A 22,216-nucleotide genomic window follows, 5' to 3' on the forward strand; every position below is an offset into this window, starting at 1 on the left:
GCTCCTCGAAGGACGTCAGGTCAGGTGGCGGGCGGCGGCCTGCCACACGCGCTCGGGCGTCGCGGGCATCGCGAGGTCGCGCACGCCGAGCGCGTCGGTCAGCGCGTTGATGTAGGCCGGCGGCGAGCCGATGGCCCCCGCCTCGCCGCAACCCTTCACGCCCAGCGGGTTGTGCGTGCACGGCGTGACGACGTTGCTGACCTTGAAGCTCGGCAGGTCGCTGGCGCGCGGCATCGCATAGTCCATGTACGAGCCGGTGAGCAGCTGCCCCGACTGCTGGTCGTAGATGCAGCCCTCGAGCATCGCCTGCCCCAGGCCCTGCGCCAGGCCGCCATGCACCTGCCCTTCGACGATCATCGGATTGACGAGATTGCCGAAGTCGTCCACCGCGACGAAGCTTTCGACCGTCGTGCGGCCGGTCTCGGGATCGACCTCGACCTCGCAGACGTAGCTGCCGGCCGGATAGGTGAAGTTGGTCGGGTCGTAGAACGCGTTCTCGTTGAGTCCGGGCTCCAGCTTGTCGAGCGGGTAGTTGTGCGGCACATAGGCGGTGAGGGCCACCTGGCCGAAGGGCACCTTCCTGTCGGTGCCGGCGACCTTGAACTCGCCGTTGTCGAACTCGATGTCGGTGTCGGCGGCCTCGAGCAGGTGCGCCGCGATCTTCTTGCCCTTGGCGATGACCTTGTCGACTGCCTTGACGATGGCCGTGCCGCCCACCGCGAGCGAGCGGCTGCCGTAGGTGCCCATGCCGAACGGGATGCGTCCGGTGTCGCCGTGCACGATCTCGACGTTGTCGGCCGGAATGCCCAGCCTGGCCGCGACCACCTGAGCGAAGGTCGTCTCGTGCCCCTGGCCGTGGCTGTGCGAGCCGGTGAAGACGGTCACCGTGCCGGTCGGATGCACCCGCACCTCGCCCGCCTCGAACAGGCCGGCGCGGGCGCCGAGAGCGCCGGCGATGTTCGACGGCGCGAGTCCGCAGGCCTCGATGTAGCAGGAGTAGCCGAGCCCGCGCAGCTTGCCCCGCGCCTTGGCGGCCTCGCGGCGGGCCGGGAAGCCCGCCACGTCGGCCATCTCGATCGCCTTGTTGAGGTGCGCGGCGTAGTTGCCGGTGTCGTAGGTCAGGCCCACCGGCGTGGCGTACGGGAACTCGGTGATGAAGTTCTGCCGGCGCAGCGCGGCCGGATCCATCTTCAGGTCACGCGCTGCCTGCTCGACGAGCCGCTCCACGACGTAGGTCGCCTCGGGCCGTCCGGCGCCGCGGTAGGCATCGACCGGCGCGGTGTTGGTGAACACCGCCTTCACCTCGCAGTAGATGGCCGGCGTCTTGTACTGTCCCGCCAGCAGCGTGGCGTACAGGATGGTCGGCACGCTGGACGCGAAGGTCGAGAGGTAGGCGCCCATGTTCGCGATGGTGCCCACGCGCATCGCGAGGAAATTGCCGGCCGCATCGGTGGCGAGCTCGGCGGTGGTCACGTGGTCGCGGCCGTGCGCATCGGTGAGGAACGATTCGCTGCGCTCGGCCGTCCACTTGATCGGCCGCCCCACCCGCTTGCTGGCCCACACCAGCGCGGTCTCCTCCGCATAGAGAAAGATCTTCGAGCCGAAGCCGCCGCCGACGTCGGGCGCGATGACGCGCACCTTCGACTCGGGCAGCCCGAGCACGAAGGCGCTCATCAGCAGGCGCTCGACGTGCGGGTTCTGGTTGGCCACGTACAGCGTGTAGCTGTCGTCGTGGCGCGCGTAGCTGGCGTTGGCCGCGCGCGGCTCCATCGCATTGGGGATGAGCCGGTTGTTGACGAACTCCAGCCGGGTGACGTTGGCGGCCTTGGCGAAAGCGGCGTCGACAGCGTCCTTGTTGCCGTGGCCCCAGTCGTAGCAGGTGTTGCCCGGCACGTCGTCGTGCACCAGCGCGCTCGCGCTCGCCGCCACCGCAGTGTCGACCACCGCCGGCAGCTCTTCGTACTGCACGTCGACGCGCTCGGCGGCGTCCTTCGCCTGCCAGTACGTTTCAGCCACCACCAGGGCGACCTGGTCGCCGACGTAGCGCACCTTGCCCTGCGCCAGCACCGGATGCGGCGGCTCCTTCATCGGCGTGCCGTCCTTGCTGTGGATGAGCCACCCGCAAGGCAGTCCGCCGACCTTGGCGTCGGCCAGGTCGCTGCCGGTGAAGATCGCGATCACGCCGGGCGCCCTCTTCGCCTCGCCGGGATCGATGGACTTGATGCGCGCATGCGCGTAGGGCGAGCGCACGAACACGCCGTAGGTCTGTCCCGGCAGCACCACGTCGTCGGTGTACTGGCCGGCGCCCGTCAGGAAGCGCTTGTCCTCGCGGCGCAGCACAGGCTTGCCAATGGGGGAATTCGCCATGTCGGTCATGACTGTCTCCTGGAATGGGGAAGCCTCAGGCCGCCGTGGCCTGCTTGCCGGACTGGCAGAACTGGATCGCCTTGACGATGTTCTGGTAGCCGGTGCAGCGGCAGATGTTGCCCTCGAGGCCTTCGCGGATGTGCGCCTCGCTCGCCTGGGGCTCGTCCTTCAGGATCTGCACCGCCGCCATCACCATTCCCGGCGTGCAGAAGCCGCACTGCAGGCCGTGACATTCGCGGAAGGCAGCCTGCATCGGGTGGAGCTCGCCGTCCTTGGCCAGCCCTTCGATCGTCGTCACTTCGCCGCCTTGCGCCTGCGCCGCGAGGATGGAGCAGGCCTTCACCGCGCGGCCGTTGAGGTGCACCGTGCAGGCACCGCACTGGGCGGTGTCGCACCCGACGTGGGTTCCGGTGAGCTGCAGGGTCTCGCGGATGAACTGGACCAGCAGCGTTCGCGGGTCGACGCTCGCCTCGACCGCTTTGCCGTTCACCGTCAATCGAATCGCCACGTCCATGTGTCTGTCTCCTCGCAGGGGTGAGCGAGCATTTGACGACCGGCCCCTGCGGATGCAAAGCGTGGGTTTCTACCTAGGGGCGTTGGCTCCTTCTCCTTCGCCCTCTCCGCTCGCGGGAGAGGGTCGGGGTGAGGGTGTCGTTCTGCGCTGTCGCGAAACGGAACAGCCGCGTCCTACCCCCAGGGCAGCTCCGCCTTCAGGAACAGCATGGCCTCCTCGGGCAGCGGTCCACCGAAGAATGCTTCCGTCGGCACATCGGCGAGCTTGCGCCCGTGCTCCAGGTACACGACCCGCCCCGCAAGGCGCTTCACCTGCCCGAGGTTGTGCGAGCTCATCAGCACCGTCATGCCTTGCGCCGCGAACTCCGCGATCAGCGCCTCGACTTCGCGCTTGGCCGTGGGATCGAGGCTCGCGGTCGGCTCGTCGAGCAGCAGCAGATCGGGCTGCATGGCCCAGGCCCGTGCCAGCGCGAGCCGCTGCTGCTGGCCGGCCGACAGCACGCGCCCGACGCGCGCGGCTTCGGCCGCCAGGCCGACACGCTCCAGTGCGTGCATCGCACGCTCGCGCCGCTGCGCCCGCGGGACGCCCTGCAGCATGAGCCCCAGCTCCACATTGCCGCGAACCGACAGGCGCAGCATGAAGGGCCGCTGGAACACCATCGCGATGCGCGGCGCGGCGTGGACGATGCGCCCGCCTTCGGCCAGCGGCACCAGGCCGTGCAGCGCGCGCAGCAATGTGCTCTTGCCCGAGCCGTTGGCGCCGACGAGCGCGATGCGTTCGCCGCGCGACACCGTCAGGTCGATGCGGCTCAGGGCCTGCTTGGCACCGAAGCGCACCGTGGCTGCCTGCAGCTCGACCAGTGCCGGGCTCACGCCGCCGCTCCGGCTTCACGCTCGCCTGCCGTGCGCCAGCCGCGCAGCAGCCCGATGGCGATGTTGAGCACCAGCACGACGCCGAGCAGCACCAGCCCGAGCGCGAGCGCCAGCGGCAGGTCGCCCTTGCTCGTCTCGAGCGCGATCGCCGTCGTCATCACACGCGTCACACCGGCAATGTTGCCGCCCACCATCATCACCGCGCCGACCTCGGACACCGCGCGGCCGAAGGCGACCAGTGCCAGCGTCAGCAGCGCCAGCCGCTCGTCCCACGCGAGGATCAGCGCGCACTGCAGACGGCCGGCGCCCAGGGAGCGCAGCTGATCGCCATGGTCGCGCATCGCGTCCTCGATGATCTGCCGCGCGAGCGCGGCGACGATCGGTGCCACGAGGATGGACTGCGCGATCACCATCGCCGTCGGCGTAAAGAGGATGCCCCACGATCCGAGCGGGCCGGCGCGCGACAGCAGCAGGTAGACGATCAGTCCCACCACCACCGACGGCAGCGCGAGCAGCGTGTTGAGCACCACCAGCACCGCAGCCCGGCCCGGGAATCGCCACACCGCCACGGCCGCCCCGGCCAGCAGCCCGAGCGCGGTCGCGATCACGCAGGCCAGACCGCTGACGCTCAGCGACAGGCCGACGATATGGACGAGTTGCGGGTCGCCCCCGGCGACGAGCTGCACGGCGCGCGCGGCGCTGTCGAGGAAGGGATTCATGCGGGGCGAATGCTAAGGGGTGTCGGTTCCGCTTCGCTGCGCCCGTACGGTCACAGGGCGCAGCTGCGAAATCCGCAGAACATGACGTCACGCTCGGCCAGGGCGAACCGCCTGAACTTCGGATGCCTCACCCGTCCCGAGGTGGCGAACGACCCGCCGCGCAGCACCTTGTGCGTGCCGAAGCACGGCTGCGAATACTCGACCCACGGATCGGCGCGAAAGCCCGGATAGGGGCGGAACGTGGTCCCCGTCCACTCCCATACCGCGCCCCACGCGAAGCCACGCGAGTAGGACTGCGCTGCGGCCTCCCACTCCACCTCGGTCGGCAGCCTGCGGCCGGCCCAGCGGCAGTACGCGTCGGCCTCGTACCAGCTCAGGTGCATGGCGGGCTGCGCCAGCGGCACGCGCGTGAGCCGGCCGAACCGCTGCTGCAGCACGCCCTGGCGCATCTGGTCGACATAGCGCGGCACGCGCCGCTCCTCGCGCAGCAACCAGTCGCGTCCGGCGGGCGACCACCACGCCGCATCGTCGTAGCCGCCGTCCTCGACGAACTCGCCGTACTGCGCCCAGGTGACGGGCTGCGCATCGATGTCGAACTCGGGCACGTCGAGCTCGTGCGCCCACTTCTCGTTGTCGAACACGAAGCCGCCGGGCGGCGAGCCCAGCCTCCAGCGCGTGGCGGGAAACAACAGCGGCTCGCGCGGCGGCGGACTCGCGATCTCGCCCAGCAGCTCGCGCGCATCGCCGAGCTTCAGGTCGAGCGCCTGTGCGATCTCCGCCAGGGTCTCGCCCTGCAGGTCTTCGTGGAACAGGGCCAGCCGGAAGAAATACAGCGCATCGTCGTCCTCGCCAGCGGTTTCGAGCAGCTCCAGCGTGAGCTCCATCGTGTCGGACAGGTATTGCCGCGTGGCCGGCACCCCGGGCAGGTCGAGCTGCCAGCGCGCCTCGGCCGCGACCTGGCGGGCGTCGTACCAGCGGTCGGCGTCGGGCTCGATGGAGGCGAGGCGCGCCGCGGTCGGGTCGCCCTCGCTGCCGCGCTGGCGCTGTACGTTGCGCGCGATCCAGTGCTCCTGGAACCAGGCGATGCGCCCCAGCAGCCACAGCGGCGGATCGATCCCGGGCCGCGCCGCGGGCGCGCCGGCCGCCATCGCCTCTTCGAACAGCGCCAGCCAGCGCAGCGTGCGGTTGCGCGCATCCATCAGGCCGAGTGACAGCAGATCGCGGCCGGCGCGGCGCATGCGGGGCGAGTGAACGTCGACGCTTTCCATCTCGAGGGACGATCGATTTTGCACCGCCCCCGATAATCGCCGTCCATGCAGTTGCTGATTCCCTTCGCCTCCACGCTGTCCGAAGCCGGAACCCATGCGCTGCGCGACCTCCCATTGCCGCAGCTCGGCCAGCTGCTGGCGGTGCTGGCGCCGGGTGAGCGCCTCGGAGACGACGAATACAGCCTGTCGCCGCCGCACGAGCGGGCGCTGGCCACCGCCTGGGGCTGGCGCGCCGATGACGGCGCGTTGCCGTGGGCCGCCCTGCATGCGCAAGGCGATGGCATCGCCACCGGCGAGCACGCCTGGGGCGAGCTGACGCCGGTGCACTGGCACGTGGGCCGCGACCACATCTCGCTGGCCGATCCGCAGGCGCTGAAGCTCGACGACGTGCAGTCGCGCGAGTTTCTCGAGGCGATCCGCCCGCTGTTCGCGAGCGAAAGCTGGCAGCTCGCGTTCGGCGCCGCGACGCGCTGGTACGCGGCGCACGACACGCTCGCCGGACTGCCGTGCGCCTCGCTCGATCGGGTGATCGGCCGCAACGTCGACCTGTGGCTGCCGCCGCATCCGCAGGCCCGCCTGATCCGCCGATTGCAGAATGAAGTCCAGATGCTTCTCTACGACCACCCTCTCAACGATGCCCGCGAAGCGCGCGGCGAGCTTCCCGTGAACTCGTTCTGGCTCAGCGGCTGCGGCCGCCCGCAGCCCGCGTCCTGGTCCGATGCGCCGCAGGTGGATGACAGCCTGCGCGCGCCCGCGCTCGCGGAAGACTGGGCCGGCTGGGCCGATGCCTGGCGCGCGCTGGACGCGGGTCCCGTGTCCGGGATGCTCGCGAAGGCGCGGCGCGGCGAAGCCGTGCACCTCGTGCTGTGCGGAGAGCGGCATGCGCAGCGCTTCCAGTCGGCCCGTCAATCGACGTGGCAACGGCTCACGCGCCACTGGCGCTCGGCGCCGGTGCACGACGTGCTGGAGGCGCTGTGAGCACGCCCACGATCACCCTGCGCGATGCGCCGCCGCGCGTCGCCTGGGCGCTGGAGCAGGCCGGTGTTCACCCGCTGCTCGCGCGCCTGTACGCAGCGCGCGGCGTGCGGGCGGCGGACGAGCTCGACGACGGACTGGCGCGCCTGCTCGCGCCGACGGAGCTGCGCGGCGCCGACACGGCGGCCGCGCTGCTCGCCGACACCATCGCCGCGGGCAGGCGCATCTGCGTCGTGGCCGACTACGACTGCGATGGCGCCACCGCCTGCGCCGTCGCGCTGCGGGGCCTGGCGCTGCTCGGCGCCGCGCGCGAGACACTGGGCTACGTCGTGCCCGACCGCGCGGTGCACGGGTACGGCCTGACGCCGGCCATCGTCGACCTGGCGCTGGCCCAGCGGCCGCACCTGCTGCTGACGGTCGACAACGGCATCGCCAGCCTCGCCGGCGTCGCGCATGCACGGGCTCGCGGTCTCGCGGTGCTCATCACCGACCATCACCTGCCGGCCCTGATCGACGACCAGGTCGTGCTGCCCGACGCCGATGTCATCGTCAACCCGAACCAGCCGGACTGCCGTTTCGCGAGCAAGAACCTGGCGGGTGTCGGCGTGGTGTTCTACGTGCTGCTCGCGCTGCGCAGCGAGCTGCGTCGGCGCGGTGCGTTCACGGCCGAGAACCAGCCGCGGCTCGACGCCCTGCTCGACCTGGTTGCGCTCGGCACGGTGGCCGACGTCGTCAAGCTCGACGCCAACAACCGGCGCCTGGTGGCGCAGGGCCTCAAGCGCATCCGGGCCGGCCGCATGCAGGCCGGCGTCGCCGCCCTCTTCGCCGCTGCAGCGCGCGACGTGCGCCGAGCCAGCGGCTTCGACTTCGGCTTCGCGCTGGGCCCGCGCATCAATGCCGCGGGACGGCTGTCGGACATGACGCTGGGCATCGAGTGCCTGCTGACCGACGATGCCGGACGCGCCGCCGAGCTCGCGAAGACGCTGGACGCCATCAACCGCGAGCGACGCGACGTCGAAGCCGGCATGCGCGAACAGGCCGAAGCAATGCTCGAGATGCTGATGCCCGAAGGCGAGCCGCCGCCGGCGCTGGCCATCTTCGACCCCGAGTTCCACGAAGGCGTGGTCGGCATCGTCGCCTCGCGACTGAAAGACCGCGTGCACCGGCCGACCTTCGTGTTCGCGCTCGGGCAGGACGGGCTGCTGAAGGGCTCGGGCCGATCCATCCCCGGCTTTCATCTGCGCGATGCCCTCGACCTGGTGAGCAAGCGCCACCCGGGCGTGCTGCAGAAGTTCGGCGGCCACGCGATGGCCGCCGGCTGCACGCTCGCCGAGGAGGACTTCGACACCTTCGACGAAGCCTTTCAGCGTGTCGCGCGCGAATGGCTGGACCTCGCGACGCTGTCGCGCCAGCTGCTCAGCGACGGACCGCTGCCGGTGGAGTACTTCAATCCCGAGACCGTGCAGTCGCTCGATGCCCAGGTGTGGGGCCAGGCGTTCGACCCGCCGCTGTTCAGCGACCGGGTGGAGATCGTGTCGCAGCGCCTGGTGGGCGAGAAGCACCTCAAGCTCACCGTGAAGCACGGCGGCACGGTGCGCGAAGCGATCTGGTTCCATCGTGTCGAGCCGCTGCCGGACCGCGTGATGCTGGCCTACCGCCTGAGCCTCGACGAATTCAACGGGCGGATGCGGGTGCAGATGGTCGTCGAAGGAGTGTCCGCGTAGGCGATACGGCGACCTCTCTCCCGCTTGCGCGAGAGAGGAATTGCGCTGCTACGCCAGCCGCAACGGCACCCGCCCGCTGCCCGCCGCCCCGGGCCACACCGGCCCCGGCCGCGTGTGCCGCTGCAGGAGCTCCTCGATCACCTGCGCGTCCACCGGCGGGCTGTAGAGGAAGCCCTGGGCGCATTCGCAGCCCTGTGCGATCAGGAAATCGCGCTGCGCCTCCGTCTCCACGCCTTCGGCCACCACGGTGAGTCCCAGGCTGCGGGCCATCGAGACGATGGCCCGGGCGATCGCCGCATCGTCGGCATCCTGCGGCAGGTCCTTCACGAAGGTGCGGTCGATCTTCAGCTTGTTGATCGGCAGGCGCTTCAGGTAGGCGAGCGAGGACAGGCCGGTGCCGAAGTCGTCCACCGCCACCTGGATGCCGAGCTCGCCCAGCGCCGCGAGCTCGGCCACGTTCGAATCGATGTCCTCGACCATCGAGTGCTCGGTGATCTCGATCGCAAGCGCATGCGGATCGGCGCCGGTCGCCGCGAGCGCATCGTCCACCTGGGCGCGCAGGCCGCGGCGGATCTGGCGCGCGGACACGTTGACCGCGACATGCACGCCGGCGTGCCCCGCATCGCTCCACGCTCTGGCCTGTCGGCATGCGGTGAGCAGGACCCACTGGCCGATGTCGACGATGATGCCGCTGGACTCGGCGATCGCGATGAACTCGGTGGGCGGCACCAGGCCCAGTTCGGGATGGCGCCAGCGCAGCAGCGCCTCGACGCCCACCATGCGGTGCTGCTTGAGGTCGATGATCGGCTGGTACAGCAGGCGCAGCTCGCCGCGGGCGATGGCGTGCCGCAGGTCGCTCTCGAGCCGCATGCGGGCACGTGCGCCGCGCTCCATGTCGGTCCGGAAGATCGAGCAGATGTTCTTGCCTTGCGCCTTGGCGTCGTACATCGCGGTGTCGGCCGCGCGCACCAGGCTGGCTGCGTCGTGTGCGTCGGCCGGAAACTGCGCCACGCCGATGCTCGCCCGCGTGCGGACCTCGTGGCCGGCCACCATGATGGGGTCGCGCAGCGCCCGCATCGCCTGATGGCCCAGCACCTCGAGTTGCGTGCGTCCGGTGATCCCGGGTGCCAGGATGACGAATTCGTCCCCGCCGAAGCGGAACGCCACGTCCACCGGCCGCATGCAGCCGGAGAGCCGGCCGGCGAGCGCCCGCAGCAGCTGGTCGCCCACCGCGTGGCCCAGCGTGTCGTTGACGGACTTGAAGTCGTCCAGGTCCAGCAGCATCAATGCAAAGCCGTCGCTGCCGCGACCGACGGTCGAGATCAGCCGCTCGATCTGCTCGTTGGCCGCATGGCGGTTCGGCAGGCCGGTCACCGGGTCGTAGTGGGCGAGGTAGTCCAGCCGGCTCTCGGTGGCATCGATGTCGCGGCGGATGCGCAGCACCAGCACGAAGGCGAAAGCGAAGGCGACGATCGCGGCGAGCACCGTGATGGCGACGTGCATCGCGACACGGCGGTACAGCGGGTCCAGCGTCGCCACGAGGTGCACCGAGCCGACACTGCGCGTGCCTTCGTGCACGGGCTGGCTGACCCACACGCGGTTGCCGGCGAAGCCATGGCCGGCAGCGCCGGGCGGTGCGCCGCGCAACGACTGCGCCGCGCCGTAGCTGCCGACGACACGGCCCTGCTCGTTGCTCAGCTCGGCGTACAGGATGGCCGGCGCAGCCTGCAGGCCGGCCAGCGTCTGCGACGCGGCACCCCGGTCGTCGAACAGGATCGCCGCCGAGCTGTTCTCGGCCACGATGCGGGCCTGCACGGTGAGGTCGTCGACCATGGCATCGCGCAGCGACACGTAGACGAACGCGTCGAAGATGAGCCCGGCGACGAGCAGCGCCGCGCCTGCCGTCGTCACCAGCGCCTTTGTCAGGCGGTCGCCCAGGCGGCGGCCCGGCCGGGCGCGGAAAGCGTGGGCGTCGTGCATCACTCGCGCACCGTTTTCGCCAGCCGCAGCAGCTTGGAGCTGAGCTGGATTCCCGCCTGCCGCAGCGGCTGCAGATTGACCTCGAAGGTGATGCGGGTGCCGACGCGCCGCAGCACGATCGCGGTGCTCTCCGCGGGTGCATCCGGGTCGTCGCTCAGCACCAGCGCGCCGGCGGCGCGCTGCGCCTTCACCCCGGCGGCCAGCCGTTGCCGGTCGGCCGCATCGACGAACACCGCATGGCACGGCGGCACCGATGCGGTCGCGCCGAGCTCGCGCAGCGAGAGATGGAAGCCGCGCAGCTCGCGCCGGTCCAGCGCCTGCATCGCCGCATCCGCGCTGTGCGGTCCGACGCACAGCGACAGCGCACCGCCGGGCGGCGGCATCATGGCCGGTGGCCACTCGACGAACAGCAGGATGTTGTAGACGATGGCGGCCTTCAGCTCGCCTTCGTCGACGCCCTGCGCGGCACAGGGCGCCACGACCAGGAGCGCCGCGAGCAGCGGCGCGGCCGCCGCCAGGTGTCGGAATCGAAGTCGGTGGCGGGCCATCGTCTTGCCCGCCTCAGAACATCAGCTCTAGCTTCAGCAGCACGCTGCGTCCGTCGTGCGGCGACACCGGCTGCAGCACCGAATCGCCGCCGGGGTCGCCGGCATGCCGGTCGAACACGTCGCGCAGACCCAGCGACAGCAGCGCGCGCTCGCGCCACAGCGGGCCGGCCAGCGTCAGATGGGTCACGCCGTAACCGGCGATGGCGCTGCGCCGGCCGATCAGCACCGTCTCGCTGCCGAGGGTCCACCCCGCGTGGAGCGGGACGATCACCACCACCTTGGCGAGATGGCGCGCCACGTCGCGGTCGAGGTCCTGGCCGGACAGGTCGTTCACCCGCTGCAAGGCGTAGTTGGCGCGCAGCTGCACGCCGCTGGTCCAGGCTTCTTCGGCCTCCAGCTCCAGGCCGCGGGCGCGGATCGCGCCGGCATTGCGGTACACGAGCTGCCCGTCCGACGGGTCCAGCTGCTGCACGATGAGGCCGCTGGCACGGTTGCCGTAGAGCGACATCGACCAGCGGCTGGAGGGGTTGCGGCGGTACTCGGCGACCAGCTCGTCGCCGCGCACACGCTCCTCGCGCAGCGCCGGATTGGCCTTGTAGCCGCCGGCGTCCGAGTTCATGTACCAGGTCTCGTAGGCGTTGGGCAGGCGATACGCCGTGCCGTGGATCACCTTCAGCACCCATGGCGGCTCGGGACGCCAGGACAGTGCGAGACGGGGATTGAACTGGGCGTGACTGTCGTGTGCGCGGTCGATGCGCGCACCGGCGGTCAGCGACAGCGCGGGCATTGGCGTCCACTGGTCCTCGGCCAACAGCGAGATGCGCTCGCCCCGGCGATGGTCGTCGAGGTAGCGCACCGGCACCGGCCACACGTCCTCGTTGGTCTGGTCGCGCCTCGGCGACACCTGCAGGTCGGCGCCGGCCACCAGCCGGTGTCCGTCCAGGCGCTCGGTGAAGACATGGCTCTCGACGCCCCACCAGGTCGAACGCGCGCCGTCGCGGTTCAGCGGCATCGGCGCCACGTCGGTGATGTAGTCGCCGCGGTAGTCGTAGTGCCCGCCGTACAGGCGCAGCTTCCACAGGCTGAGCCCGTCCAGGCGGTGCTGCAGCGTGAGGTCGCCCAGCGTGTGGGTGTCGCGGTACAGGGTGCGCGGGTCGTTGAAGACGGTGCCGGGACTGGCCGACAGGCCCTTGATCCGGTCGGCGTGGATCAAGGTGGCCGACACCTCTCCCAGAACGAGCTTGGCGAAGAGCTGATCGCTGCGTTCGTGATCGGTGCGGGAGCTGATGCCGTGGTTCGTCTCCGGCGCGTCGTAGCCCGCGTAGTAGACATTGCGGCCCGCTTCGCGCAGCGCCGTCGCCGAGACCAGCAGCTGCGCCTCGCCGACGGCGCGCTGCCCGGTCAGCCGAAGCTGGCGCGAGCGTCCGCTGCCCAGCGTCAGCGCCGCCTCGTTCGGCGCGTCGGCGCGCGGACGTCGCGTCACCACGTTGACGACGCCGAACAGCGCATTGCCGCCGTGCACCGCAGAGCCCTGGCCGGGGATGAACTCCACCCGTTCGACCAGGGCGAGGTCGAGCGGCAGCTCGCTGCCGAGGAAGGCCTGGTCGTACACCGTGTCGTTGACGCGGTTGCCGTCGATCAGCAGCAGGATGCGGGTGTTGTAGTCGCCTGCGGACGCGAAGCCGCGCACCGCGAGGTAGCTGTAGGTGCGGTCCGAGGACACCACGACGCCGCGCACCGAACGCAGCACATCGGCCAGCGTGCGGTGCCCGAGCGCACGCATCTGGTCGGCGGTGATCACCGTGACCGACGACGCGGTCTCGCTCATCGGCAGGGTGAACTTGGACGCGCCGGAGATGTCGAGGTCCAGCAGCACATCGAGCCCGGCCGATGTCAGGTCGGCCGGCGGCGATTGCGCGGCTGCGCCCCCGGCGGCGAGGGCCAGGAGGGCCGAGACCGTGCGGCGGCGCCAGGAACGGAGTGGTTGCACGACAGGTTGCGACGAACAGACATGCCGCAAGGCACGGGAAGTGGAACAGGGCGCTAGCCGTTGCCCCTCCGCCATATCGGCCGCGCCCGGTGCCGGCTGAAGAGCGATCCCGCGCGGCCAGCGGCTCATTCGTGAACCAGCGCACGCACGCCGACGATGTCCTGCGGCGGCGGGGCTGGCCGCAGCTTCCTACAATCGAGGCGTGCCCCAGTCCCCTCTCCAGCTCAACGCCGACCTGCATTGCCACTCCACCGTGTCCGACGGCACGCTGCATCCGCAGGCGCTGGCCGCGCGCGCCAAGGCCAACGGCGTCGAGCTGTGGGCGCTGACCGATCACGATGAAGTGGGCGGCCAGCGGCGCGCGCTGGAGGCGGCACTCGATCTGTCGCTGCCCTACCTCACCGGCGTCGAGATCTCGGTGAGCTTTGCCGGCATCACGGTGCACATCGTCGGCCTGGGCTTCGATCTGGACAATGCGGCGCTGCAGGCAGGCCTGGCGGCCACGCGCGGCGGGCGCCGACAGCGCGCGATGGAGATGTCCGACGCGCTGGCCGCGGCCGGCATCCGCGGCGCCTTCGAAGGCGCGCTGAAGTACGCCGGCAATCCCGAGCTCATCTCGCGCACGCACTTCGCCCGTCACCTGGTGGAGACCCGCGCGTGCAGCGACACGCAGGAGGTGTTCCGCCGCTTCCTGGTCCAGGGCAAGCCCGGCTACGTGCCCCACCGCTGGGCCACGCTGCGTGACGCGGTGCACTGGATCGTCGCGGCCGGCGGCATGGCGGTGATCGCACACCCGGGGCGCTACAAGCTCACGGCCAACGAGGAATACGCGCTGTTCAGCGAATTCAAGGCACATGGCGGCCAGGGCGTGGAGGTCGTGACCGGCAGCCACCATGCGTCCGATTTCGTCAAGTACACCGACATGGCGCTGGAGTTCGGCCTTTACGCCTCGCGCGGCGCCGACTTCCACAGCCCGGAAGAAAGCCACGTCGACCTCGGCACGCTGCCGGACCTGCCGGCGAAGCTGACACCGGTGTGGGAAGCGCTGCAGCACCGCGTGCATCAGCCGGCGTGACCCGCAACAGTCTCGCCCGGCTTGCGGGCAGAGCAAGCGAAGCGCACGGCACAATCCGGCGCCCATGTCGCAATACTTCGAGGTCCATCCCGACAATCCGCAGCCGCGCCTGCTGAAGCAGGCGGCGCAGATCCTGCACGCGGGCGGCATCGCGGCGGTCCCCACCGACTCCAGCTATGCGCTGGTGTGCCACCTCGACGACAAGGACGCCGCCGCCCGACTGCGCCGCATCCGGGGCCTCGACGACAAGCACCACCTGACGCTGCTGTGCCGCGATCTGTCGGAGCTGTCCAACCATGCACGGGTCGACAACCGGCAGTACCGCATGCTCAAGCTCGCGACGCCGGGTCCTTTCACCTTCATCCTCGAGGCGACGAAGGAAGTGCCGCGGCGCGTGTCGCATCCTTCGCCCGCACCATCGGGCTGCGCGTGCCCGACCACCGCGTGACGCAGGAGCTCCTGGGCATCCTCGGCCAGCCGCTGCTCGCGACGACGCTGATCGCGCCGGGCGAGACCCGCCCGATGAACGACCCGCATGCGATCCGCGACCGCTTCCTGAAGCAGATCCACGCCGTCGTCGATGCGGGTGCTTGCCCGGCGGAGCCGACCACGGTGATCGACCTCACCGGCGAGCACGCGCGCCTGGTCAGACCCGGCCGCGGCGACCCGGGCGCGATCGGCCTCAGCCTCATCTAGTGCCACCGGGCCGGGTCGCGCGGGAAGCGCTTGACAGCCGCGTGCAACCGATACTAGAGTGATATCACTTTGCGATCATCACGACGGAGCACGACATGGACAAGCAGGCGGCGCAGGAACGCAGCGCGCGATCGGGCAATGGCTTCGCCTGGTTCGCCATGGGCCTGGCGAGCCTGTTCGTCGGCGCCTTCCTGCTGTGGGCGCGGCCGGCCCCTTCGACGCTGCTGCTGGCGGCGCTGGCCGCGCTGTTCACGCTGTGGTGCTGGGTCGGCCTGTACATGCTGCAGCCCAATCAGGGCGCAGTGCTCACGCTGTTCGGCAGCTATCGCGGCACCGACCGCAGCGACGGCCTGCGCTGGGCCAATCCGTTCTATGCCAAGGACAAGGTCTCGGTGCGCGCACGCAACTTCAACAGCGAGAAGCTGAAGGTCAACGACCTGCGCGGCAACCCCATCGAGATCGCGGCGGCCATCGTCTGGCGCGTCGAGGACACTGCGCGCGCCACCTTCGACGTCGAGGACTTCGAGGCCTACGTGCTGACGCAGGCCGAGGCCGCCGTGCGCCATCTGGCGTCCAGCTACGCCTACGACAACATCGACGACCACGATGCGCCCGCCTCTGCCCGCGAGATCACGCTGCGCTCGGGCACCGAGGAGGTGGGGGCCGCATTGCGCACCGAGCTGCAGGCGCGCTTCGCGCAGGCGGGCATCGTCGTCGTCGACGCCAAGCTCACCCACCTCGCCTATGCGCCCGAGATCGCCGGCACCATGCTGCGCCGACAGCAGGCCGAAGCGGTGGTGGCGGCCCGCACGAAGATCGTGCAAGGCGCGGTCGGCATGGTCGAGCTCGCGCTCAAGGGCCTCACCGAGCGCGGCCTGGTCGATCTCGACGACGAGCGCAAGGCCGCCATGGTCAGCAACCTGCTGGTCGTGCTGTGCGCCGATCGCGATGCGACGCCGGTGGTGAATACCGGCACGCTGTACAACTGATTGCCGGCGAGGCTGCCATGACCTTTTCGCGCCACCTGCTGTGGAAGCTTCCGCTGGCCGCGGCCTTGCTGGCCGTGCTGGCCGCTGTCGCGGCGGCGGAGCTTGCACCGGCCGTGCCGCTGGCCACCGTGCTGCTCAGCGCCCTCGGGGGCGCGATGGTGCTGCTGGCGCTGCTGTGCATCGCCGTCATCGTGATGGGCTCGCGGCTGCAGGCCATCCTGAGGCGCGGCGGCAGCGATACCCAGTGGCTGTGGTTCGGCGCCGAGCCGCCGGGCCTCGCTCGGCTTCGCGATCGCAGCAAGGCGCGCCGGCGCGATGGCCAGTCCCGGTAAGAAGCCCTTTTTGCTGCGCGTCGATCCCGAGTTGTGGGTGGAGATCGAGCGACTGGCGGCCGCCGAGCTGCGCAGCGTCAACGCGCAGGTCGAGTACCTGCTGCGCGAGGCGCTGCGCGCGCGCACCGGCCGCTCGGTGTCGCCGGTGAAGAAGAAGCTCAGCCGCGCTTGAGCGCCTGGGCCACGCGGTCGATGTCGAAGCCGACGATGCGCTGACCGCGCACGATCAGCGTCGGCGTGCCCGGCGACAGCGCCGCGCGGTAAGCGGCGGCGCAGCCCGCGTCGCGCTCGATGACGCATTCGCGGAACGGCACGCCACGCTCGCTGAGCCAGGTGCGTGCCTGGTCGCAATAGGCGCAGGTCTGCGACGACAGCATCACGATGTCACCCGGCGCCGCGGCCTGCGCCACCTCGCGCCAGCGGCGCTCGTCCTGCACGCCGCCCAGCAGTTGCACGCCGCCCCACAGCGCGGCGACCAGCAGCAGCAGCGGAACGAAGCGGCGCAGTGCGGTCATCGGCGGTGCTGCGGATGCCGCCCGCCGTGCTTGGCATGTCCATGCGGCGCCGGCGGATGCGCCGCGGGGGCCGCCTTCTGCCCGAGCTTGCTCTCGGTGCCGGCCATCAGCTTCTGGATGTTGGGCGTGTGCCGCCACAGCAGCAGCAGGCCCATCAGCGCGACCACGCCGGCAATCGGGCCGCCGCCCCAGATGAGCAGCTGGTAGAACGGCGCGAACACCGCCGAGACGATGGAAGCGAGGGACGAATAGCGGAAGAAGAAGGCGATGATGAGCCAGGTGGCGAGCGTCGCGAGGCCGAGCAGCGGCTGGAAGCCGAACAGCACGCCGGCCGCGGTGGCCACGCCCTTGCCGCCCTGGAAGCGAAAGAACACCGGCCACAGGTGCCCGAGGAAGGCCGCGAGGCCGACCAGCGCGACCGTGCCGACGCCCATGCCGAAGGCCTCGCCGAAACGGTCGACCAGCAGCACCGGCACATAGCCCTTCAGCGCATCGAGCACCAGCGTGAAGATGGCGGCCTTCTTGCTGCCCGAGCGCAGCACGTTGGTGGCGCCCGGGTTGCCGGAACCGTAGGTGCGCGGATCGCTCAGGCCCATCACGCGGCTCACGATGACCGCGAAGGACAAGGAGCCGATCAGGTAGGCAGCCAGGACGGCGACGGCGGAATAGAGAGTCTCCATGGCGGGATTGTGCCTCTGCGCGTGTCGGCCACCGCGTCACAACGCGCAATTGACCGCCTTCGCCCCCAGCAGGTCCACCAGCATCCGGGGGTCGACCCCGACCAGGAATCCGCGCCGGCCGCCGTTGATGCAGATCGAGGGCAGCGCGAGCACCGTCTCCTCCACGTACACCGGCATGGCCTTCTTCGTGCCGAAAGGCGACGTGCCGCCCACCAGGTAGCCGCTGTGGCGCTGGGCGACCTCGGGCTTGCACGGCTCGACCGACTTGGCGCCGATCTGCCGCGCGAGATTCTTGGTACTCACCTGCGCATCGCCGTGCATCAGCACGATCAGCGGCTGCGCGCGCTCGTCCTGCATGACCAGGGTCTTCACCACCTGGTGCTCCGGCACGCCGAGCTGGCGCGCCGACTCCGCCGTGCCGCCGTGCTCGACGTAGTCGTACACGTGCTCGCTGAACGGCACCCCATGGCGCCGCAGCCACTGGGTCGCCGGCGTCTCGCTGACATGAGGCGACTTCTTCGCCATCTCACTGCGCGGGATCGCGAAGCTTCCAGCGAATGGCGTCGATCTGCGCGAGCAGCTCCGGCGCAAGCTGCGTGCCCCAGGCGTCGAGGTTCTCGTCGAGCTGCGCGCGCGTGGTGACGCCGATGATGGTGCTGGCCACGCGCCAGCTCGTGTAGCAGAAGGCCAGCGCCATCCGCGTCGGCGTGAGGCCGTGGGCGCGCGCCAGCGCGTTGTATTGCCGCGCCGCCTCGAGCGCCTCCGGCCGGCCCCAGCGCTGCTGCTTCATCGACTCGAAGATCGCAAGCCGCCCTGGCTGCTGTCCGGGCGTGTCCAGGCCGACGTCGTCGTACTTGCCCGTCAGCGCGCCGAAGGCGAGCGGCGAATAGGCCAGCAGCGACACGCCGTGGCGGTACAGCGACTCGTCGAGCCCGTTGTCGAGGCTGCGGCTCACCAGCGCATACGGGTTCTGCACGCTCGCGATGCGCGGCAGTCCGTGCTGCTCGGCGACGCGGACGAATTCGCAGACGCCGTACGGCGTCTCGTTGGACAGCCCGATGCAGCGCACCTTGCCGGCCCGGACCAGCCGCGCCATGGCCTCGAGCTGCTCATGGATGGAGCTGTATGCGCGGTCCTTGGTCGGGTCGAAGTACAGGGCGCCGAACATCGGCACGTTGCGGTTGGGCCAATGGATCTGGTACAGGTCGATGTGGTCCGTGCGAAGCCGCTGCAGGCTGTCGTCGCAGGCCTGCACGATCTCGGCCGCGGTGAGGTCGGCACTGCCGTTGCGCACCCAGTCCATGTTGCGCGAGGGCCCGGCCACCTTGGTCGCCAGCACGACACGTTCCCGCATGCCGGGGCGCGCCTGGAACCACTCGCCGATGATGCGTTCGGTGGCGCCGTAGGTTTCGCGCCGCGCCGGCACGGCGTACATCTCGGCCGTGTCGATGAAGTTCACGCCACGCTCGACGGCGCGGTCCAGCAGCGCGTGAGCGCCCGCCTGGTCCACCTGCTCGCCGAAGGTCATCGTGCCGAGGCACACCGGTGTCACGCGCAGCTCGCTGCCGCCGAGGGAGATGAGGTTCATCCGTGGTCGCTCCGTGGGGGAGGCGTGAGTTTGCCCGATGAGGCTTGCGCCCTCTCCTCCTCGCGCAACCGCAGCACCCTCCTCTGCACCTTCCCCGTCGTCGTCATCGGCAGGGCATCGATGAACTCGATCTCCTTCGGGTACTCGTACGGCGCCAGCTTGCCGCGCACGTGTTGCTGCAGCGCCTCGACCAGGCGGGCATCGCCCTGGACACCGGGCGCCAGCACCACGTAGGCCTTGACCACTGCGCCGCGCTCGGCGTCCGGCTTGGGCACCACCGCCGCGTTGACCACCGCTTCGTGCTTGACCAGGCAGTTCTCGATCTCGCTCGGCCCGATGCGGTAGCCCGCAGCCTTGAAGACATCGTCGCTGCGTCCCTGGTACCAGAGGTAGCCGTCCGAGTCCATCACGGCGGTGTCGCCGGTGCGGCACCAGGAATCGCCGAGGTCGCCGGTGTACTTGCGGCGCGTGGCGTCTTCGTTCTTCCAGTAGCCGAGGAAAAACACCGGATCGGGATGGCCGTGGATGTCGCGCCGATGCACCGCGACGTCGCCGGGCGTGCCGCGCGGGCATTCGCGGCCCCCGTCGTCGATCACCGCCACCCGGTGCCCGGGGTAGGGCCGCCCCATGCTGCCCGGCCGCGCGGGCCAGTGCAGCGAGCAGTTGCCGACGACGTAGTTCATCTCGGTCTGGCCGAACATCTCGTTGACGGTGACGCCGAGTTGCCGGGCGCAGTAGTCGAACACCGCGTCGCCGACGGCCTCGCCGGCGCTCATGATGGCGCGCAGCCTCAGCGCGAAGCGCTGCCGCGGCTCGGGGAAGGCCTTCATCATCGCCTTCAGCGCGGTCGGGAACAGGAAGGTGTGGGTGACGCGGTGACGCTGCATCAGATCGAAGGCGACCTGCGGCGAGAAGCGCCCCTGGTAGGCGACGATGGGGCGGCCGAAATACAGGCTGGGCAGCAGCGCGTCCATCAGGCCGCCCGTCCAGGCCCAGTCCGCGGGCGACCAGAACACCGCATCGTCCTGGGGAAACCAGTTCTGGCTGCAGACGAAGCCGCTCAGATTGCCGATGAGCGCGCGCTGCGGAATCAGCGCACCTTTCGGCGGGCCGGTGGTGCCGCTGGTGTAGATGAGCACCGCGGCATCGTCGGCGCGCGTCTTCACCGCGGCGAAGCTGTCCGCCTCGCGGGCCACCGCGTCGGTCCAGTCGACGTCCCCCTGCCCGGCGGCGGCGCCCACGGCGACCACGCGGCGCAGACCGGGACAGGCACCGCGCGCGGCCAGCACGTTGTCGATGGCGCTCTCGTCGACGATCGCGACCTGGGCGCCGCTGTCGTTCAGCCGGTACTCCAGCGCGTCGGGGCCGAACAGCATCGACAGCGGCATCGCAACGGCGCCCAGCTGGTAGACGGCGATGTGTGCGATGGCCGTCTCGAAGCGCTGCGGCATGACGATCGCCACACGGTCTCCGGCGCGCACGCCCAGGCGTTGCAGCGCGTTCGCGAGCCGGTTCGCTTCGCGCTGGAGCTGGTCGAAGCGCAGCGTCGCGGTGCTGCCGTTCTCGTGCTCCCGGTGGATGGCCACCGCGTCCGGCGTGTCGCGTGCCCAGCGCGCGCAGCAGACCTCGGCGATGTTGAAGCGTGCCGGCACCCGCCAGCGAAAGGATGTGTACAGCTCGGCGTAGCGGTCGGCGGCGGACATGCGCCCAGCTTACGTTGCAGCGCGCGGCGCGCGCATCGGGTCAAGCGCGGAACTGCTGCAGCGCTTCGCCGGCGATGCGGCAGATGCGCCACTCGGGCATCACGGTGGCGCCGAGCTTCTCGTAGAAGCGGATGGCGTTCTCGTTCCAGTCGAGCACGCTCCATTCGAAACGGCCGTAGTGGCGCTCGGCGGCCAGCTTGCCCAGGCGCGTGAACAGCGCCCGGCCTATGCCCAGATTGCGGTGCGCCGGCTTCACGTACAGGTCTTCGAGGTACAGCCCCGGCTGCGCGAGGAACGTGGAGAAGTTGGTGAAGAACAGCGCGAAGGCGACCACCGTGCTCTCGCCTTCGGCCACCGCATCGGCCGGCAGCTCGGCCACCCAGGCCTCGACGACGGGCTTCTCGCCGAACAGATGCGGCCGCAGCCGCTCGGGCGTGACCTGCAGCAGGTGGGTGAGCTTCTCGAACTCGGCGAGCTCGCGGATCAGCTGGACGATGGGCGCGACGTCGCGCAGCTCGGCGGGGCGAAGGGTGAAGGGGACGGGTGCGCTCATCGGGCGGATTCTCGGCCCATTCGTGCGCCGTGGGACCCCAACGTCTGGGGGGAAATTGTCGCGGGCACCGCCGGCCCGACCCTGTCACCCGTGCGGCAGCACCGCGGGGCGCGCGCTCCTATAGTCGGCCGCATGAATGCCAGCCCCTACGCCGAGCGGCGTGCGAGCCGCAGCCGCTTTCTCGATGTGCGCGGCCTGCGCCTGCACGTGCTGCAATGGGGCGACGACGCCCTCGCCACGGCGCAACGACCGCCGCTTTTCATGCTGCACGGCTGGATGGACGTGGGCGCGTCGTTCCAGTTCGTCGTCGACGACCTTCCCACCGATCGCCTGGTGTATGCGCTCGATTGGCGCGGTTTCGGCCTGAGCGAGTCGCCCGCCGCCGACTGCTACTGGTTTCCCGACTACCTGGGCGACCTCGAGGCCGTGCTCGATGCGCTGGTGCCCGATCGCCCCATCGACCTGCTCGGGCACAGCATGGGCGGCAACGTCGTGATGATCTACGCCGGCGTGCGCCCCGAGCGCATCCGTCGTTTGATCAACCTCGAAGGCTTCGGCCTGCCGGAATCGCGGCCGCAGCAGGCGCCGAAGCGGTATGCGCAGTGGCTCGACGAGCTCAAGCAGCCGGCGCAGCTGCGCCCGTATGACAGCCTGGAGGGGGTCGCCGAGCGCCTGCGCAAGACCAATCCGCGGCTGCCCGAGGCGCGCGCGGCCTGGCTGGCCGCGCACTGGTCGCGGCAACGCGCCGACGGCCGCTGGGAGATTCTGGGCGACCCGGCGCACAGGCGCAGCAATCCGGTGCTGTACCAGAAGGCCGAGGTGCTCGAATGCTGGAAGCGGATCGCCTGCCCGGTGATGTGGGTGGAAGGCGCTCAGTCCGATCCCGGCGCCGGGTGGGGCGACCGCTACCCACGCGCCGACTTCGAAGCCCGCCTCGCCGTCGTACCGCAGCTGGAACGCCACGTGCTCGAAGGCGCCGGGCACATGCTGCACCACGACCAGCCGCGCGAGCTGGCGCTGCGCATGGAGCGGTTTCTAGGCTGAGCCACCGCCCTTCGCCACAGCTCGAACCATCTGAGCGAGGCACGAAGCGCCCCTCCAGCGGCCTCTGCGGATCCGGCTTCGCCG

Annotated in this window: 21 protein-coding genes and 1 pseudogene; 8 read left to right on the forward strand and 14 right to left on the reverse strand. The window is 70.4% G+C overall.

Annotated features, from left to right (window positions below):
- Positions 1-15: 15 nt before the first annotated feature.
- The 5 genes from P7V53_RS19190 to senA form a co-directional block, all read right to left on the reverse strand.
- Positions 16-2,376 carry a xanthine dehydrogenase family protein molybdopterin-binding subunit gene (locus P7V53_RS19190; RefSeq protein WP_280151117.1) on the reverse strand — a complete coding sequence of 787 codons (2,361 nt, stop codon included), beginning with the start codon at positions 2,374-2,376 and terminating at the stop codon, positions 16-18.
- Between the two features lie 25 nt (positions 2,377-2,401).
- The gene (locus P7V53_RS19195; protein WP_280151118.1) at positions 2,402-2,881 is read right to left on the reverse strand and encodes a 2Fe-2S iron-sulfur cluster-binding protein; all 480 of its coding nucleotides are present in this window, start codon (positions 2,879-2,881) and stop codon (positions 2,402-2,404) included.
- A gap of 173 nt (positions 2,882-3,054) precedes the next feature.
- Positions 3,055-3,753, reverse strand: a complete 699-nt coding sequence (locus P7V53_RS19200) for a phosphate ABC transporter ATP-binding protein (protein WP_280151119.1) — start codon at positions 3,751-3,753, stop codon at positions 3,055-3,057.
- The gene (locus tag P7V53_RS19205) at positions 3,750-4,472 is read right to left on the reverse strand and encodes an ABC transporter permease (protein WP_280151120.1); all 723 of its coding nucleotides are present in this window, start codon (positions 4,470-4,472) and stop codon (positions 3,750-3,752) included. Before P7V53_RS19205 ends, P7V53_RS19200 begins: the two co-directional genes overlap by 4 nt.
- Before the next feature lie 50 nt (positions 4,473-4,522).
- Entirely contained in the window at positions 4,523-5,740 is a 1,218-nt protein-coding gene (senA, locus tag P7V53_RS19210; protein WP_280151121.1) for a selenoneine synthase SenA, read from the reverse strand.
- A gap of 45 nt (positions 5,741-5,785) precedes the next feature.
- On the opposite strand from senA, the gene P7V53_RS19215 reads away from it, so the two are divergent.
- Together P7V53_RS19215 and recJ are read left to right on the forward strand one after the other, a co-directional pair.
- Positions 5,786-6,718 (forward strand): hypothetical protein, encoded by a 933-nt coding sequence (locus P7V53_RS19215; RefSeq protein WP_280151122.1) that lies wholly within the window; start codon positions 5,786-5,788, stop codon positions 6,716-6,718.
- Entirely contained in the window at positions 6,715-8,439 is a 1,725-nt protein-coding gene (recJ, locus tag P7V53_RS19220; RefSeq protein ID WP_280151123.1) for a single-stranded-DNA-specific exonuclease RecJ, read from the forward strand. The genes P7V53_RS19215 and recJ overlap by 4 nt, the downstream gene beginning before the upstream one ends.
- 48 nt (positions 8,440-8,487) lie before the next feature.
- Here the strand turns inward: recJ and P7V53_RS19225 are convergent, their stop codons facing one another.
- From P7V53_RS19225 to P7V53_RS19235, 3 genes are read right to left on the reverse strand one after another with little or no spacing between them, the layout of a single operon-like run.
- Entirely contained in the window at positions 8,488-10,419 is a 1,932-nt protein-coding gene (locus P7V53_RS19225; protein WP_280151124.1) for an EAL domain-containing protein, read from the reverse strand.
- Positions 10,419-10,967, reverse strand: a complete 549-nt coding sequence (locus P7V53_RS19230; RefSeq protein WP_280151125.1) for a YfiR family protein — start codon at positions 10,965-10,967, stop codon at positions 10,419-10,421. The genes P7V53_RS19225 and P7V53_RS19230 overlap by 1 nt, the downstream gene beginning before the upstream one ends.
- A 13-nt stretch (positions 10,968-10,980) precedes the next feature.
- Positions 10,981-12,957, reverse strand: coding sequence for a TonB-dependent receptor (locus P7V53_RS19235; RefSeq protein WP_280151126.1), 1,977 nt, complete (start codon positions 12,955-12,957; stop codon positions 10,981-10,983).
- 202 nt (positions 12,958-13,159) lie between these two features.
- Between P7V53_RS19235 and P7V53_RS19240 the strand changes: the two genes are divergently transcribed.
- The 5 genes and pseudogenes from P7V53_RS19240 (at position 13,160) to P7V53_RS19260 (ending at position 16,221) form a co-directional block, all read left to right on the forward strand.
- Complete coding sequence (locus tag P7V53_RS19240) at positions 13,160-14,032, forward strand: 3',5'-nucleoside bisphosphate phosphatase (RefSeq protein ID WP_280151127.1); 873 nt, start codon at positions 13,160-13,162, stop codon at positions 14,030-14,032.
- A gap of 64 nt (positions 14,033-14,096) precedes the next feature.
- A pseudogene (locus P7V53_RS19245) lies at positions 14,097-14,728 on the forward strand (L-threonylcarbamoyladenylate synthase).
- Positions 14,729-14,823: 95 nt separating this feature from the next.
- Complete coding sequence (locus tag P7V53_RS19250) at positions 14,824-15,717, forward strand: SPFH domain-containing protein (RefSeq protein ID WP_280151128.1); 894 nt, start codon at positions 14,824-14,826, stop codon at positions 15,715-15,717.
- Between the two features lie 17 nt (positions 15,718-15,734).
- The gene (locus P7V53_RS19255) at positions 15,735-16,049 is read left to right on the forward strand and encodes a hypothetical protein (protein WP_280151129.1); all 315 of its coding nucleotides are present in this window, start codon (positions 15,735-15,737) and stop codon (positions 16,047-16,049) included.
- Positions 16,033-16,221: a hypothetical protein gene (locus P7V53_RS19260; RefSeq protein WP_280151130.1), complete on the forward strand. Its 189-nt coding sequence runs from the start codon at positions 16,033-16,035 to the stop codon at positions 16,219-16,221. Before P7V53_RS19255 ends, P7V53_RS19260 begins: the two co-directional genes overlap by 17 nt.
- Here P7V53_RS19260 and P7V53_RS19265 read toward each other — a convergent pair.
- From P7V53_RS19265 to P7V53_RS19290, 6 genes are read right to left on the reverse strand one after another with little or no spacing between them, the layout of a single operon-like run.
- Positions 16,208-16,564, reverse strand: coding sequence for a glutaredoxin family protein (locus P7V53_RS19265; protein WP_280151131.1), 357 nt, complete (start codon positions 16,562-16,564; stop codon positions 16,208-16,210). The two genes, P7V53_RS19260 and P7V53_RS19265, sit on opposite strands and share 14 nt — an antisense overlap.
- Positions 16,561-17,244, reverse strand: coding sequence for a glycerol-3-phosphate 1-O-acyltransferase PlsY (gene plsY / locus P7V53_RS19270; RefSeq protein WP_280151132.1), 684 nt, complete (start codon positions 17,242-17,244; stop codon positions 16,561-16,563). The genes P7V53_RS19265 and plsY overlap by 4 nt, the downstream gene beginning before the upstream one ends.
- Before the next feature lie 36 nt (positions 17,245-17,280).
- Positions 17,281-17,769 (reverse strand): Cys-tRNA(Pro) deacylase, encoded by a 489-nt coding sequence (ybaK, locus tag P7V53_RS19275; protein ID WP_280151133.1) that lies wholly within the window; start codon positions 17,767-17,769, stop codon positions 17,281-17,283.
- 1 nt (position 17,770) lies between these two features.
- The gene (locus tag P7V53_RS19280) at positions 17,771-18,832 is read right to left on the reverse strand and encodes an aldo/keto reductase (protein ID WP_280151134.1); all 1,062 of its coding nucleotides are present in this window, start codon (positions 18,830-18,832) and stop codon (positions 17,771-17,773) included.
- The gene (locus P7V53_RS19285) at positions 18,829-20,535 is read right to left on the reverse strand and encodes an AMP-binding protein (RefSeq protein WP_280151135.1); all 1,707 of its coding nucleotides are present in this window, start codon (positions 20,533-20,535) and stop codon (positions 18,829-18,831) included. The genes P7V53_RS19280 and P7V53_RS19285 overlap by 4 nt, the downstream gene beginning before the upstream one ends.
- 40 nt (positions 20,536-20,575) lie before the next feature.
- Positions 20,576-21,088, reverse strand: a complete 513-nt coding sequence (locus tag P7V53_RS19290; RefSeq protein ID WP_280151136.1) for a GNAT family N-acetyltransferase — start codon at positions 21,086-21,088, stop codon at positions 20,576-20,578.
- 132 nt (positions 21,089-21,220) lie between these two features.
- Here P7V53_RS19290 and P7V53_RS19295 point away from each other — a divergent pair, with 132 nt between their 5' ends.
- On the forward strand, positions 21,221-22,132 hold the full coding sequence (locus P7V53_RS19295; RefSeq protein WP_280151137.1) for an alpha/beta hydrolase: 912 nt from the start codon (positions 21,221-21,223) through the stop codon (positions 22,130-22,132).
- Positions 22,133-22,216 lie beyond the last annotated feature (84 nt).

Source organism: Piscinibacter sp. XHJ-5 (assembly GCF_029855045.1).
Lineage (GTDB): Bacteria > Pseudomonadota > Gammaproteobacteria > Burkholderiales > Burkholderiaceae_C > Albitalea.